Origin of the sequence: Methylobacterium aquaticum (genome assembly GCF_001043915.1) — a bacterium.
GTDB lineage: Bacteria > Pseudomonadota > Alphaproteobacteria > Rhizobiales > Beijerinckiaceae > Methylobacterium > Methylobacterium aquaticum.
Genome location: NZ_LABX01000274.1, coordinates 1 through 14,953, shown reverse-complemented (window position 1 = coordinate 14,953; position 14,953 = coordinate 1). Strand labels below are relative to the sequence as shown.

Annotated in this window: 9 protein-coding genes; 5 read left to right on the top strand and 4 right to left on the bottom strand. The window is 68.2% G+C overall.

Features of this window, described 5'->3' with window-relative positions; genetic code table 11:
• The first annotated feature begins 135 nt into the window (after positions 1-135).
• Positions 136-1,788, top strand: a complete 1,653-nt coding sequence (locus VP06_RS28840) for an OFA family MFS transporter (RefSeq protein ID WP_245291355.1) — start codon at positions 136-138, stop codon at positions 1,786-1,788.
• Positions 1,789-1,967: 179 nt separating this feature from the next.
• Here VP06_RS28840 and VP06_RS28835 read toward each other — a convergent pair whose 3' ends face one another.
• Entirely contained in the window at positions 1,968-3,227 is a 1,260-nt protein-coding gene (locus tag VP06_RS28835) for an ABC transporter substrate-binding protein (RefSeq protein WP_082167679.1), read from the bottom strand.
• A gap of 244 nt (positions 3,228-3,471) precedes the next feature.
• Between VP06_RS28835 and secA the strand changes: the two genes are divergently transcribed.
• Positions 3,472-6,342 carry a preprotein translocase subunit SecA gene (gene secA / locus VP06_RS28830; protein WP_048467249.1) on the top strand — a complete coding sequence of 957 codons (2,871 nt, stop codon included), beginning with the start codon at positions 3,472-3,474 and terminating at the stop codon, positions 6,340-6,342.
• A gap of 243 nt (positions 6,343-6,585) precedes the next feature.
• On the opposite strand, the gene VP06_RS28825 is transcribed toward secA, so the two are convergent.
• Both VP06_RS28825 and pdxR read right to left on the bottom strand, forming a co-directional pair.
• A complete protein-coding gene (locus VP06_RS28825) occupies positions 6,586-7,647 on the bottom strand; it encodes an HD-GYP domain-containing protein (RefSeq protein ID WP_048467248.1) in 1,062 nt (353 codons plus the stop codon).
• Between the two features lie 182 nt (positions 7,648-7,829).
• Positions 7,830-9,320: a MocR-like pyridoxine biosynthesis transcription factor PdxR gene (gene pdxR / locus VP06_RS28820; RefSeq protein ID WP_048467247.1), complete on the bottom strand. Its 1,491-nt coding sequence runs from the start codon at positions 9,318-9,320 to the stop codon at positions 7,830-7,832.
• Positions 9,321-9,410: 90 nt separating this feature from the next.
• On the opposite strand from pdxR, the gene VP06_RS28815 reads away from it, so the two are divergent.
• Positions 9,411-10,034 carry an FMN-binding negative transcriptional regulator gene (locus VP06_RS28815; RefSeq protein WP_048467246.1) on the top strand — a complete coding sequence of 208 codons (624 nt, stop codon included), beginning with the start codon at positions 9,411-9,413 and terminating at the stop codon, positions 10,032-10,034.
• Between the two features lie 238 nt (positions 10,035-10,272).
• Here the strand turns inward: VP06_RS28815 and VP06_RS36795 are convergent, their stop codons facing one another.
• Entirely contained in the window at positions 10,273-12,189 is a 1,917-nt protein-coding gene (locus VP06_RS36795; protein WP_197093312.1) for an FG-GAP repeat domain-containing protein, read from the bottom strand.
• Between the two features lie 452 nt (positions 12,190-12,641).
• Here VP06_RS36795 and VP06_RS28805 point away from each other — a divergent pair, with 452 nt between their 5' ends.
• Together VP06_RS28805 and VP06_RS28800 are read left to right on the top strand one after the other, a co-directional pair.
• Positions 12,642-13,442 (top strand): putative hydro-lyase, encoded by an 801-nt coding sequence (locus VP06_RS28805; protein ID WP_048467260.1) that lies wholly within the window; start codon positions 12,642-12,644, stop codon positions 13,440-13,442.
• Between the two features lie 164 nt (positions 13,443-13,606).
• On the top strand, positions 13,607-14,857 hold the full coding sequence (locus tag VP06_RS28800) for an ABC transporter substrate-binding protein (protein ID WP_048467244.1): 1,251 nt from the start codon (positions 13,607-13,609) through the stop codon (positions 14,855-14,857).
• Positions 14,858-14,953 lie beyond the last annotated feature (96 nt).

Here is a 14,953-nt window from a genome sequence, read left to right as displayed (position 1 = left end):
GATGACGCGCGCAGGTTGAATTCACCGGCGCGGCGATTCCCGCGGATTGCGCCCCGGGCCTAAAACGTGTCCGGTCACCGGCTGGCAAGGGCAGGCAAGGGCCGGGACCGAGGGACGGGAACCAGGAGGGCAGCCGTGGACGCACGCATCGTCGATCGCAACGCCAACGGTGCATCGTCACCCGGCGTCCTGGCCCGCGAGCGCATCGTCGCGCGCGGGGGTTTCAACCGCTGGTTGGTGCCGCCGGCGGCGCTCGCCATCCATCTCTGCATCGGCATGTCCTACGGGTTGTCGGTGTTCTGGCTGCCGCTGTCGCGGGCGCTGAGCGTCGGCCGGCCGGCTCCGGCCGCCTGCCCCGACATGAGCGTCATGACGGCCCTCGTCACCACGACCTGCGACTGGCGCGTCAGCGATCTCGTCCTCACCTTCTCCATCGGCATCGTGATGCTGGGCCTCTCGGCGGCCCTGTTCGGCGGCTGGCTCGAGCGGGCCGGGCCGCGCAAGGCCGGCCTCGCCGCCGCCCTGTGCTGGAGCGGCGGCTTCCTCATCGGGGCCCTCGGCGTCTTCCTCCACCAGCTCTGGCTGATCTGGCTCGGCATGGGGCTGATCGGCGGCATCGGCCTCGGGCTCGGCTACATCTCGCCGGTCTCGACCCTGGTGAAGTGGTTCCCGGACCGGCGCGGCATGGCCACCGGCATGGCGATCATGGGGTTCGGCGGCGGCGCGATGATCGGCTCGCCGCTCGCCGACCTGCTCATCACCCGCTTCAAGGCCCCGGATTCCGCCGGCGTGTGGCAGACCCTCGCCGTGATGGGCGCGGGTTACCTCGTCGTCATGCTCTGCGGCGCCTTCGGCTACCGGGTGCCCCCGTCTGGCTGGCGCCCCGACGGCTGGACGCCGCCCGCGGCGCGGGGCCGGATGATCACCAGCGGGCACGTCCACCTGCGCGACGCGCACAAGGCGCCGCAGTTCTGGCTGCTCTGGGCGATGCTGTGCCTGAACGTCTCGGCCGGCATCGGCGTGCTGGCCCTCGCCTCGCCGATGCTCCAGGAGATTTTTGGCGGGGCGCTGATCGGGCGGCCGGAGGTCGGGTTCGGGCAGCTCGATGCTGGTCAGAAGGCGCAGGTCGCGGCGATCGCCGCGGGCTTCGTCGGGCTCCTGTCGCTGTTCAACATCCTGGGCCGGTTCTTCTGGGCGACGCTCTCCGACCGCATCGGCCGGAAGCTCACCTACGCGACCTTCTTCGCGCTCGGCTGCGTGCTCTACGCGGCGGCGCCCTGGGCGGCCGGCATCGGCTCGCAGGCGCTGTTCGTGCTGTTCTTCTGCGTGATCCTGTCGATGTATGGCGGCGGCTTCGCGACGATTCCCGCCTATCTGGCGGACGTGTTCGGCACCCAGTTCGTCGGCGCGATCCATGGCCGGCTGCTCACCGCCTGGTCGACGGCGGGCGTGGTCGGCCCGCTCGTCGTGACGGCGATCCGCCAGGCGCAGGTCGATGCGGGAGTGCAGGGCGCGGCACTCTACGGCCGCACGCTGCTGATCCTGGCGGGCTTCCTGGCGGCCGGGTTCGCGGCGAACCTCCTGGTGCGGCCGCTGACGGACAGGTGGTTCATGGCGCCGTCCGACCTGCCCGCCGTGGCGGCTGCCGGCGATGCGCCGGGCGGCGCGTTCGGGATCGGCCGGGGCGGCCTGACGCCTGCCGCGGCGCTCGCCTGGGCCGCAGTCGGCCTGCCGATCCTGTGGGGCGTCTGGATCACGCTGGCCAAGGCGCTGATCCTGTTCCGGTAGCGAATCGACGCCGGCCTCCCGGGCCCTTGCCGGCGGCGAGGCCCGGGATGCTCACGTGATACGATGGCCGACTGATCGCTTCGCGAGGCGGAGATCGGCTTCGCACAGGCGCCGCGGGGCCTGGCGATCCGACGTCCGGAAGGGTTCGTCCGGACGTCGGATGATGCGGGCCTCGGCGCCTATTGCGTCAGCGGGCAGCCGCTGGCCTTGGCCGACAGGAACGCCTTGTCGCCGGGGATCGTGGCGAGCAGCTTGTAGTAATCCCACGGCGCCTTCGACTCGGCCGGCGACTTGACCTGGAACAGGTACATGTCGTGGACCATCCGGCCATTGGCCTGGACCGTGCCGCCGCGGCCGAAGAAGTCGTCGACCTTCATCTCCCGCATCTTGGCCGCCACCGCGTCGGTGTCGTCGGTGCCGGCGGCCTTCACGGCCTTCAGGTAATGCGTGACCGAGGAATAGGTGCCGGCCTGGATCATGTTCGGCATCTTGCCGGTGCGGGCCATGTAGCGCTTGGCGAAGGCCCGGGCCTGATCGTCGAGATCCCAGTAATAGCCCTCGGTCAGGACGATGCCCTGCGCCGCCTTGAGGCCGAGGCCGTGCACCTCGGCCAGGGTGAACAGCAGCGCCGCGAGGCGCTGGCCGCCCTGGACGATGCCGAATTCCGACGCCTGCTTGATCGCGTTCGCGGTGTCGAGGCCGGCATTGGCGAGCCCGATGATCTTGGCACCCGAGCCCTGCGCCTGGAGCAGGAACGAGGAGAAGTCCTGGGCGCTCAAGGGATGGCGCACGGCGCCCACCACCTTGCCGCCCTTCTGGGTGACGTATTGCGTCACGTCGGCCTGGAGCGCGGTGCCGAAGGCGTAGTCGGCGGTGAGGAAGAACCAGGTGTCGCCGCCGGTCTCGACCAGCGAGCCGCCGGTGCCGACCGCGAGCGCATGGGTGTCGTAGGCCCAGTGGAAGCCATAGGGCGTGCACTGCTTGCCGGTGAGGTCGGAGGTCGCGGCCCCATCGACGATGGTGATCTTGCGCTTCTCCTTCGACAGGCCCTGCACGGCGAGCGCCACCGAGGAGGTGGTCAGCTCCATGATCGCGTCGACACGGTCGGTGTCATACCATTGCCGGGCGATGTTCGAGGCGACGTCCGGCTTGTTCTGGTGGTCGGCATCGACGATCTGCACCGGCACGTCGAGGACCTTGCCCCCGAAATCCTCCACCGCCATCCTGGCCGCCTCGACCGAGCCGCGGCCGCCGAAATCGGCGTAGACGCCGGACTGGTCGTTGAGGATGCCGATCTTCACCACGCCGTCCGACGCGCCTTTCGGCGCCACGGTCTGGGCCTGGGCGGCGACAGCGAAGGCCAGCCCCGCGGCGAGCGCGAAGGAGAGGCCGGCGGCGAGCGCGGTGGTGCGGGCGAGCGCCCGGCTCAAGCGTGTCATGGTGTTCCTCCCCGGCCGCTTGCCTGCCGGCTGCGGCCGTTGTTCGACCCTGTGGTCACAGGGGAGCTAGGGCGGTGCCGGGAGAGGAATCAAGCGGCGTCCCGGGCTTCCGCCCCCCGTCTTTCGCAGCACGGCCACGTTGGCCCGGCGCGACCGCTGCCTTTTGGGTGCACGCCTCCCTATATGGGCCTATAAGGCGCCCGCGGCGCGCGCCACTACCGTTACGATCGATCGCAGGTTCACGATGCTGGGTTCCCTTGCCAAGAAGATCTTCGGGTCGTCCAACGACCGCCGGGTGAAGGGATACCGACCCCGCGTCCAGGCCATCAACGCCCTCGAGCCCGAGCTGGCGACGCTGTCCGACGAGGCTCTGCGCGCCCGCACCGAGACGCTCAAGGCCGAGCTGGCCGCCGGCAAGACCCTCGACGACATCCTGGTCCCGGCCTTCGCCACGGTGCGCGAGGCGGCCAAGCGCGTGCTCGGCCAGCGCCATTTCGACGTGCAGATGATCGGCGGCATGGTGCTGCACGAGAGCGGCATCGCCGAGATGAAGACCGGCGAGGGCAAGACCCTGGTGGCGACGCTCGCCACCTACCTCAACGCGCTGTCGGGCAAGGGCGTCCACGTCGTCACCGTCAACGACTATCTCGCCCGCCGCGACGCCGAGTGGATGGGCCGGGTCTACCGCTTCCTCGGCCTCTCGACCGGCATCATCGTCCACGGCCTCGACGATGCCGAGCGCAAGGCGGCCTATGCCTGCGACATCACCTACGGCACCAACAACGAGTACGGCTTCGATTACCTGCGCGACAACATGAAGTACGAGCTGGGCCAGATGGTCCAGCGCGGCCACAACTTCGCGATCGTCGACGAGGTCGATTCGATCCTGATCGACGAGGCCCGCACGCCGCTCATCATCTCGGGCCCGATCGACGACCGCTCCGATCTCTACACCGCGATCGACGCGGTGATGCCGCGCCTCGCGCGCGAGGATTACGACCTCGACGAGAAGCAGCGCACCGTCTCGCTGACCGAGGCCGGCAACGAGCATATCGAGGACTTGCTGCGCGAGGCCGGCCTCCTCAAGGACGGCGACCTCTACGACGCCCACAACGTGACGCTGGTCCATCACGTCAACCAGGCGTTGCGCGCCCATACCCTGTTCACCCGCGACAAGGACTATATCGTCCGCAACGACGAGGTGGTCATCATCGACGAGTTCACCGGCCGCATGATGCCCGGCCGGCGCTACTCGGAAGGGCTGCACCAGGCGCTGGAGGCCAAGGAGCGGGTCGAGATCCAGCCCGAGAACCAGACGCTCGCCTCGATCACTTTCCAGAACTACTTCCGCCTGTACAAGAAGCTCGCCGGCATGACCGGCACCGCCTCGACCGAGGCGGACGAGTTCCAGGAGATCTACAACCTCGAAGTGGTCGAGATCCCGACCAACAGGTCAGTCGAGCGCGTCGACGAGGACGACGAGGTCTACCGCACCGTCGACGAGAAATACGCCGCGATCATCAAGGAGATCGACAAGGCGCATTCCCGGCTCCAGCCGGTTCTGGTCGGCACCGGGTCGATCGAGCGCTCGGAGCACCTCGCGCGCCTGCTGGTCCAGCACGGCTACAAGCCGCTCGACTACAGCGATCCGTCGGCGCTCGAGGACGTCTACGCGGCGGCCCGCGAGGGCCGGGTGACCAAGCGCTTCGCGGTGCTGAACGCCCGCTTCCACGAGCAGGAAGCCTATATCGTCGCCGAGGCCGGCGTGCCCGGCGCGATCACCATCGCCACCAACATGGCCGGCCGCGGCACCGACATCAAGCTCGGCGGCAACCTCGACATGCGAATCGAGCAGGAGCTGGCCGGCGTTCCGGAGGGCCCGGAGCGCGATGCCCGCATCGGCGCGCTCAAGGCCGAGATCGAGCAGAACCGCGCCAAGGTCCTGGCCTCGGGCGAGCCCGCCGACCCGGCGGCCGGCCGCAAGGTGGCCCTGCCGGGCGGCCTCTACATCGTCGGCACCGAGCGCAACGAGAGCCGGCGCATCGACAACCAGCTGCGCGGCCGCTCCGGCCGCCAGGGCGACCCCGGCCGCTCCAAGTTCTACCTCTCGCTTCAGGACGACCTGATGCGGATCTTCGGCTCCGACCGCATGGACGGCATGCTCCAGCGCCTCGGGCTCGAGGAGGGCGAGGCGATCATCCATCCGTGGATCAACAAGGCGATCGCCAAGGCGCAGCAGAAGGTCGAAGCGCGCAACTTCGACATGCGCAAGAACGTGCTCAAGTACGACAACGTCATGAACGACCAGCGCAAGGTCGTGTTCGAGCAGCGCCGCGAGTTCATGGCGCAGGAGAGCGTGCGCGACACCGTCGACGAGATGCGCCAGGGGGTGATCGACGACGTCGTGGCGCGCCACGTGCCGGAGGATGCCTATCCGGAGCAGTGGGACATCGCGGGCCTGCGCGAGAGCGTGACCCGTGACCTCAACCTCGACGTGCCGGTCGAGGACTGGGCCAAGGAAGAGGGTATCGCCGACGAGGAGATCCGCGAGCGCCTGCGCAAGGCCGCCGACGAGGCTTATGCCGAGCGCGTCACCCGCAACACCCCGGAGGTGATGGCCTATGTCGAGAAGCAGGTGCTGCTCCAGAGCCTCGACCATCTCTGGCGCGAGCATCTCGTCACCCTCGACCACCTGCGTCAGGTGATCGGCTGGCGCGGCATCGCCCAGCGCGATCCGCTCAACGAGTACAAGTCGGAGGCGTTCGATCTGTTCAACAGCCTCGTCGGCTCCTTACGCGAGCAGGTGACCGGCCAGCTGATGCGGGTCGAGATCCTGTACCAGGAGCCGGAGCAGCCGGCCCTGCCGCCGATGTTCGCCCAGCATCTCGACCCCGTCACCGGCGAGAACGAGTTCGCCTTCGGGGAGGGCGCGGCGGGTGGCGCTGGCGGCGCCTACGAGTTCGCCGGGCAGGCGCTGGGCGCCGACGCCCCGGTGCTGGAGCGCAAACCCGACGACGCCACCACCTGGGGCCGGGTCGGCCGCAACGAGCCCTGCCCCTGCGGCTCGGGCAAGAAGTACAAGCACTGCCACGGCCGGTTCGCCGCCGAGGTGTGAGGACGCGGTGACGCCGCGCCCCGGACACGTCTCCGGGGCGCGGAGACCGGTTCGTCGTTGCAGGGCCCCGCCCGGGGAGATCGAAGGCCGCTCACGATCGCCCCGTGAACCGGGCGCACGATCCGTCGGCTCACGGCACTCGGGCCCATCCGTCCCGCCTCTGCCGGCGGCCGGCGTGGCGATGGGGCATGCCGATGGTGCGATGCGGAGTCCCGCGCGCCCGAGGCCGGCCCCGGGCCACGCTCACGCCGTCGCCGCCATCGCCTCGCCGAAGGACAGCACCAGGCGCGTCTCCAGCTTGCCCTCCATGGAGGCGAGGATGCCCATCGCCTCGGCCATCGGCATCGGGGACTTGTACGGGCGACGCTCGGTGAGGGCGGCGTAGATGTCGCAGATGGTGAGCAGGCGCACCATGTCGCCGATCTGGCCGCCGGCGAGGCCGTCGGGATAGCCCGAGCCGTCGAGCATCTCGTGGTGGTGGCGCACCGCCGAGAGGGTGATCGGATCGCGCTCGCCCCCCGCCCGCAGCACCTCGTAGCCGAGGGCCGCGTGGGTCCGCATCACGGCGAGTTCGTCCGCGTCGAGGCGGCCGGGCTTGTTGAGGATCTCGAGGGGGATGCGGGCCTTGCCGACATCGTGGATCAGCGCCGCGCGCACGAAGCGGAACTGGTCCTCGTGCCGGAAGCCGAGATGCACGGCGAATTGCGCGGCGAGGCCGGCCACCAGCAGGCAATGCTGGTAGGTGGCGTCGTCGTGGGTCCAGACCGTGTCGAGCCAGCGGGCGAGGCCGCCCTCCTGCACGGCGGTCAGGATCGGGCCCAGCCCGGCCTCGACGGCGCCCATGCGGATCGGCTGGCCGGCCCGGGTCTCGGCCATGAGGCCGCTCAGCGCCTCTCCGGCCCGGGCCACGCCCTGGCTCACCGCCTTCTCGGCGTTCCCGGCCATGACCCCGACCTGGTTGGCCAGGGCCGCCGCCACCGATTCGGGCGGCACGTAGGCCGGCATGCACACCGTCGCCCCGAGGGTCTTGGCGTGGCGCAGGGTGTCCTGCGTCGCCTTGCGCAGGAGGCAGATCACCGGCATGTGCCGGTTGGCGAAGCGGCGCTGGAGCGCCCGCAGGCACAAATCGGCCTCCGGCCGCGACAGCGTCAGGTCGGAGACCACGCCGGCCAGCGCCCGGCGGTCCCGCCACGTCTCCTCGGGTCCGACGACGTCGCAGATCCCGATCGCCCGCAGGGCCGCGCTGATCGCGGCGCTGCGGTCTGGCCTGTCGGTCACGAGGACAAAGGTCCTCTCGTCGGCCATCGCATCCCTCCCGGCGGCCGCAAGGCCCGTCTGCCCCATCGTTACCGATTCAGTCCCGAACAAATGCTTACGGTGAGGAATGGCAAAGCGGGCGGAGTGACAACAAAAAGGAACCAAAATCGCTCATCGCCGCCGGCCCCGCGCGCCTCTTCCCCTGCGTGACGGACCGGGCCTGCGAGCGGTCAGATCCCGGCGCAACGCTCCCCGGAGAGCGCGACGGCGAGACGGCGGATGCCCTCCCGGATCGTCCCGGGCTCGCTGCCGGCGAAGCCCAGCAGCAATCCCGCCCGGTCCGGCCGTGCCGCCGGATCGTGGTAGAGCGGGCCGACCGGGTAGACGCCGATTCCCGCCGCCCGTGCCGCCGCCGCCATCCCGGTCTCGGCGGCGGCCGGCCGGTGGTCGAACCAGGCCACGAGGTGAAGGCCCGCCGCCGCGCCCTCCACCCGCACGGTCCCGCCGAAGCTCTCCGCCAGGGCCGCGAGCAGGGCGGCGCGCCGGTCGGCGTGGCGCCGCCGGGCCTGGCGCAGGTGGCGCTCGTAGCCGCCGCCGGTCAGGAGGCCGGCGAGGGCGGCCTGTTCCAGGCCCGGCGCCTGCCGGTCGGCCAGGCGCTTGGCCTCCGTGACCACGTCGCTGAGGGCCGGGGGGACCACCAGGTAGCCGAGGCGCAGCTGCGGCGACAGGGTCTTCGACACCGTGCCGGCATAGATCACGCGGCCGGTCCGATCGAGGCTCGTCAGCGCCTCCACCGGCCGCGCGTCGAAGCGGTACTCGCCGTCGTAATCGTCCTCGACGATCGTCGCGCCGCACGCCTCGGCCCAGGCCAGCAGCGCCTGCCGGCGGGCGACCGGCAGCACGCCGCCGAGGGGGAACTGGTGCGAGGGCGTGACATAGGCGAGCCGCGCCGGGCCGACTGCTGCGAGACGCCCGGTCTGAAGCCCCTCCGCATCGACCGGGACCGGCAGGATCGCGGCGCCCGCGGCCGCGAAGGCCCGGCGCGCGGCGCCGTAGCCCGGATCCTCCATCACCACCCGGTCGCCGGGATCGACGAGGAGCCGGGCGCAGAGGTCGATCCCCTGCTGCGAGCCGTTGACCACGACGATCTGGTCGAGGCCGCAGCGCAGGCCCCGGGCGCGCCAGAGATAGGCCTGCAACGCCGCCCGCAGCTCGGGCAGCCCGCGCGGATCGGCGTAGCCGAGCCGGGCGGGCCGGCGCAGCAGCACGGCGGTGAGCGCCCGCCGCCAGGCGAGGACCGGGAAGTCGTTGCCCGACAGGTCGCCGTAGCGGAAGTCGATCGCCGGCCCCGGTGCCGGCTCGGTCATGACGGGCTCGGGCAAGAGGGGCTCGGGCATGAGGGGCTCGGCGAGCAGGCGCCGCCCATAGGCGGAGAGGTGATGCGCGGTGGCCCGGCCGCCCGCCACCGGCGCGGGCCCCGGCTGGAGGCCGGCGGCGACCCGCGTCCGCGCCCCGGGCCGCGTCTCCAGATAGCCCTCCGCGACGAGCTGGTCGTAGGCTGCCGTGACGGTGGTGCGCGACACCCCGAGTTCGGCCGCCAGCGCCCGGGTCGAGGGCAGGGCCGCCCCTGGCGGATAGACCCCCTGGGCGATCTGCGCCTTCAGATCGGCGCCGATCCGGGCGCTGACGGGGAAGTACGCATGGGGAGAGGCTGCGGTCACACTGGCCCACCAAATCCGGTGCGAACTGGACGTTCAGCATGGGCCGGTTCCGCGTCTAGGACCAGGGTCGACGCCCGATGGAGGCCCTGCTTGTACATTCCGCCCGCCTTCCGCGAGACCGATGCGGCCGCGATGCACGCGACGATGCGCGCCGCCCCCCTCGCGAGCCTCGTCACCGCCACGGCGGCCGGGCTCCTGTGCACGCCGCTGCCGCTCCTGCTGGACCCGGACGAGGGCGAACAGGGCGTGCTCTACGGCCACCTCGCCAGGGCCAATCCGCACTGGCGCGAACCCGCTTTGGCCGAGACGCTCGCGATCTTTTCCGGGCCCGACGCCTACGTGACGCCGTCCTGGTACGCAACGAAGCGCGAGACCGGGACGGTGGTGCCGACCTGGAACTACGTCGCCGTCCACGCCTACGGGCCGGCGGCGTTCTTCGACGACCCGGATCGCCTGCTCGCCGTCGTCACCCGGCTCACCGACCGGCACGAGGGCGGCCGGCCGAGCCCCTGGGCGGTCGCGGATGCGCCGGCCGAGTTCGTCGCGGCGCAGCTGCGCGGCATCGTCGGCCTGCGGCTGCCGATCACCCGCCTCGAAGGCAAGCGCAAGATGAGCCAGAACCGCCCCTTAGCGGACCGCACCGGCGTCGCGGCCGGCCTGGAGGCGGGCGATCCCGCCGAGCGCCACGTCGCCGGGCTGATCCCCCTGGCGTGAGCCGGCCGGGGCCGCGGGGGATTTTGCAGGGGGCGGTCCTTGCTTGACGATGTCCTGGCGCGGCCCGGGACGCGGCCTGGTCGACCTGCGAAGCCTCGCAATCGTCGGCTGGACACCCTCGTCCCGGTGGTTGGCCGCCGAGGCTGGCTGTCCATGACGCGCTTGGCAGGATGGACGGCGACCAGCGGGGAATGACCCGCAGGACCAGGACGGACCTGTGGGTCCTGATCGGCACCGATCAGCTGACAGATGCCCAGTTCCCGCCGATCGTTCCGACATTCGGTGCCGAGGCGACTTGACCGTTGCTGTTCAGCAGCCACTCGTTGACGTGGCCGGACGTGTCACGCCACATCAGATCGGACCGCCCGTCGCCATTGTAGTCGCCCGTGCTCATCAGCGACCAGTCCGCGGCGATCGCGCCGATATTCGGGCTGGATGCAACCCTCCCATTTGTCCCCATGAGCCATTCGTTGATGTATCCAGCGGTATGGCGCCAGAGAAGGTCGCTGGTCCCGTCGCCGTTGAAGTCGCCGGTGCCGATCAGGGTCCATTCCGGGCCGACCACACCGATGTTCGGCGCCGACGACACCCGTCCGTCCTTGCCCAGCAGCCACTCGTTGACGTGCCCCGCCGTATCTTGCCAGAGGATATCGCTGACACCGTCGCCGTTCACGTCGGCAACGTCCTTCACGGTCCATTCGGTGCCGACTTTTCCTAAATTTGGCGCATCGGCAACGTGGCCGGTGCGGTCCAGATTCCAGGCATTGATGTTCCCGGACCTGTCACGCCACAGGATATCGGATTGACCGTCACCGTTCAGGTCGCCGACCCCTTGCACCGACCAGTCGGATCCGATCGTCCCGATATTGGGCGCTAACGCGACACGTCCGTCGGGGCCGAGCAGCCACTCGTTGATGTGCCCGGCAGCATCTCTCCAAAGGATGTCACTGGTACCATCGCCGTTCAGGTCGCCGATGCCCTGTACCGTCCATTCGGAGCTGATGTTGCCGAGATTGGGAGCACCCAGGATCACGTTTCTGGCATCGAGGGGGCTTGCCGGATTTGCGCTGGGCTGACTGTGGAAGAGCCACTGATTGATGTTTCCAGTCGTGCTGCGCCAAAGAAGATCGCTCGTGCCATTCCCATCAAAGTCGGCCGCGACATGACGAACGGGGGTGGACGGAAGGGTTGGGCTTGTCGGTGGCGTCGTGGGGGTCGATGGCGATGTCGCAGGCGGCGTTGTCGCCGGAGGTGGCGTGACGGGAGGGATCAGGCTTGGCGTAAAATCCACGTTGATCGAATATGTATCGGATACTTCCCGATTTTCATAATGAAAGACGGCTTGGCTTCCGGCCCCTTGTGTCGCATCGTCATGGACCTGAATGTAGTAAGTGCCTGGAATAATATGTACCGATGACGTTCCTGACACGAGTTGCTTCAAGGGCATGCCGATCGAGCCTTGGGCCGGCCCCGAGAGTACGACGCCACCATTCTTGCCTTTTATGTTAAATCGTATATCGCCTTCGGTGGTAGTATTGAATTTGTAGAAATCTACCGGATCTTTCGCCAGGGCGGTATTAAAATCGATGGTCAGCTCGTGGCTGGCCGCATCTGCGCTGCCTGGAGCCGGCTCTTTGCGCCCATAGGCCGTGACAAGCGTTCCATTGATGGTCGGGATCTGCGATCCTGTAAACGTTCCTAGATTCTTGGCATCGGCGGCAGTGTCGCCGGCGCGATCAATATCCTGATAATTGGAATATGCATAGAGACCCCAGTTCGTCGATGCCGGATATTTGACGGACTTGACTGAAAGATAAAATGTTTTGGCTGTAAAAATCCCTCCCGGCAAAATTGTTTGCCCGGTTGTATAGTCGATCGGAGGGCTGATCGGGTCGGAGGATCGATTGTCAGTGAGAAATTTCCCGTCGCTATCATACAAAGAAATGTACGTCGATGCGCTCGGATTTTCCATAAAAGTGTAAAGACGGATATCCGTAGCGTTACTGTCGGTCGTAAATTTGTAATAGTAACCTTGGAGTCCTTGAGGGGGCGAAGAGCTGAAAGAAAGGTTGTTCATATAATAGCTTGGAAACTCGGATCCTCTCAGAGATCCAAAACTTCCAAGATCAATGGCGGTCGCGATGGAATCGTTCAAGACGGGAGGTGTCGAGGAGGTCATGACGCACCTGAAATGACATAACGATTCGGCTTTTTACATGTGACATTGGCTACAATCAAGCAGCGACTGATTTGATATGCTCAGCTAATATAATAAGAATATATTCTTATACTGTAAGGAGCAAAATCATCAACTTTTTTATTTCAATAATCTGAAGTATGTAGCGAATTGCTGGCCGGATTCACGCAGATGTCAGCTATGACATCGATCCACCTGCCGACGCATATGAGATGATGGTCATCGCCCGCGACCCGTGCGCGATCCGACGGCTCGCTTTGCAACGCGAATTTCATCCCACAGGCGTCCGTCTGGAATGCCGTGCCTGTTCCAGATCGGACCCGCTGCGAAATGACGATTGGCCGCGACCGGCCGGCGATGCCATGATCGCGCATGCCCGGGCACGGACCCATCCGGGCAAAGGAGCGGCGATGACCCTTCTCACCGAACGGGCACGGATGAGCGGCGAGGCGGCCCGGCTCGCTTGCCGCAGCGGCGCCATCACCGGCTGCACCGCCGGCATCGCCGACGGCTACGTCCAGGGCAACCTCGCGGTGCTGCCCGCCGATGTCGCCGACGAGTTCCTGCTGTTTGCCCAGCGCAATCCGAAGCCGTGCCCGATCATCGGCGTTTCGGCGAAGGGTGAACGCCGCATCCCCGAACTCGGCCGCGACCTCGACATCGCCACCGACATCCCCGGCTATCGGGTCTGGCGCGACGGCGAGGTGGTGGCGGAGCGCGACGAGGTGGCCGATCTGTGGCGCGACGACCTCGTGGCCTTCGTGATCGGCTGCTCCTACTCGTTCGAGGCCGCGATGGCGGAGGACGGCTTGCCGCTTCGCCACGTCGAGATGGGCGTGCGGGTGCCGATGTACCGCACCAGCCTCCCGTGCAACCCGGCCGGCCGCTTTGCCGGGCCGATGGTGGTCTCGATGCGCCCGCTCAATGCCGCCCAGGCGATCCGGGCGGTGCAGATCACCTCGCGCTTCCCCGCCGTCCACGGCGCGCCGGTGCATCTCGGCCGGCCGGACCTGATCGGCATCCGGGACATCCACGCCCCCGATTACGGCGATCCGGTCGCGATCCGCGACGACGAGATCCCGGTCTTCTGGGCCTGCGGCGTGACCCCGCAATCGGTGATCGCTGCCGTGCGGCCGGCCTTCGCCATCACCCACGCGCCGGGCTGCATGCTGATCACCGACCGGCGCAACAGCGACTATGCGGTGCTCTGAAACGATGTCCCCTGCCGGTTCGTCGTGAACCCGGCTCGTCGTCGTCCCGGATTCTTGTTCGCACGTCCTGTCCGCAGCCACTCCGGTGAGCGCCCCGATCCTCACTGTTCAAAGAGCGCGGAATCAGGCTTACAGACCATCGTGACGCCTCTGGAGGCCAGCGGATGATTCGTCGTCGAGAACTCTTGGTGGGGGCCGGTGCCCTCTCGTTCGCCTCGCTGCGCACGGCGCCTGCGCGGGCGGCGGCGCCGGAGGTCGTGGTCGGCGTGCTCTACGCCATGTCGGGGTCGAGCGCGCAGGTCGGGGTCGATGCCCGCCACGCCCTCGAGACCGCGCTCGACATCATCAACACCGACCACGACCTCGACCTGCCCTGCGCCCGGGGCGCCGGCCTTGCCGGCCTGGGCGGCGCCCGGATCCGCCTCGTCTTCGCCGACCACCAGGCCGACCCGCAGAAGGGCCGGGCCGAGGCCGAGCGCCTGATCACCCAGGACAAGGTGTCGGCCCTCGTCGGCTGCTACCAGTCGGCGGTATCGGCCACGGTGAGCGCCACCGCTGAGCGCTACGGCGTGCCTTTCGTCTGCGCCGATTCCTCCTCGCCGAGCCTGCACCGCAAGGGCCTGAAGTACTTCTTCCGCCCGGCCGCGCATGACGAGATGTTCTCGACCGCGATGTTCGACTTCCTGGATTCGCTGCGCAAGCAGGGCAGGACGATCGATTCGGTGGCCCTGTTCTTCGAGGACACGATCTACGGCGTCGATTCGTCCACGGTGCAGCGCAAGCTGGCGGCCGAGCGCGGCTACAAGCTCGTCGCCGACGTGAAGTACAAGAGCAACTCGCCCTCCCTGACCGCCGAGGTGCAGCAGCTCAAGACCGCCAATGCCGACGTGCTGATGCCGACGAGCTACACCACCGACGCCATCCTGCTCACCAAGACGATGAGCGAACTCGGCTACAAGCCGAAGAGCATGATCGCGCAGGCGGCCGGCTTCTCCGAGAAGGTCACCTACGACGCCGTCGGCGACAAGCTCCAGGGCCTGATCTCCCGCGGCAGCTTCTCCCTCGACCTCGCCGCCAGGCGCCCGATGGTCGCCACCGTGAACCGGATGTACAAGGCCCGGGCCGGCCGCGACCTCAACGACAATTCCTCGCGCCAGCTCATGGCGCTGATCGTGCTCGCCGACGCCCTCGACCGCGCCGGCTCGACCGACGGCCAGAAGATCCGCGCCGCGCTCGCCGCCACCGACATCCCGGGCACCCGCACGGTGATGCCCTGGACCAAGGTGGCGTTCGGCCCCGACGGCCAGAACATCTTCGCCGATCCGGTGCTGCTGCAATGGATCGGCGACACGTTCGTCACGATCTTCCCGGAATCCTCGGCGGCCGCGGCTGCGAAGTGGCCGATGAACGGGTGATATCAACGGTCGAAAGACAACGACCTGTGGTTCCGTTCGCGAATTGTCGCCAAGCCTCTGGTTTGGCATCGAACGGTCGAGAGGGATTCAACGGCC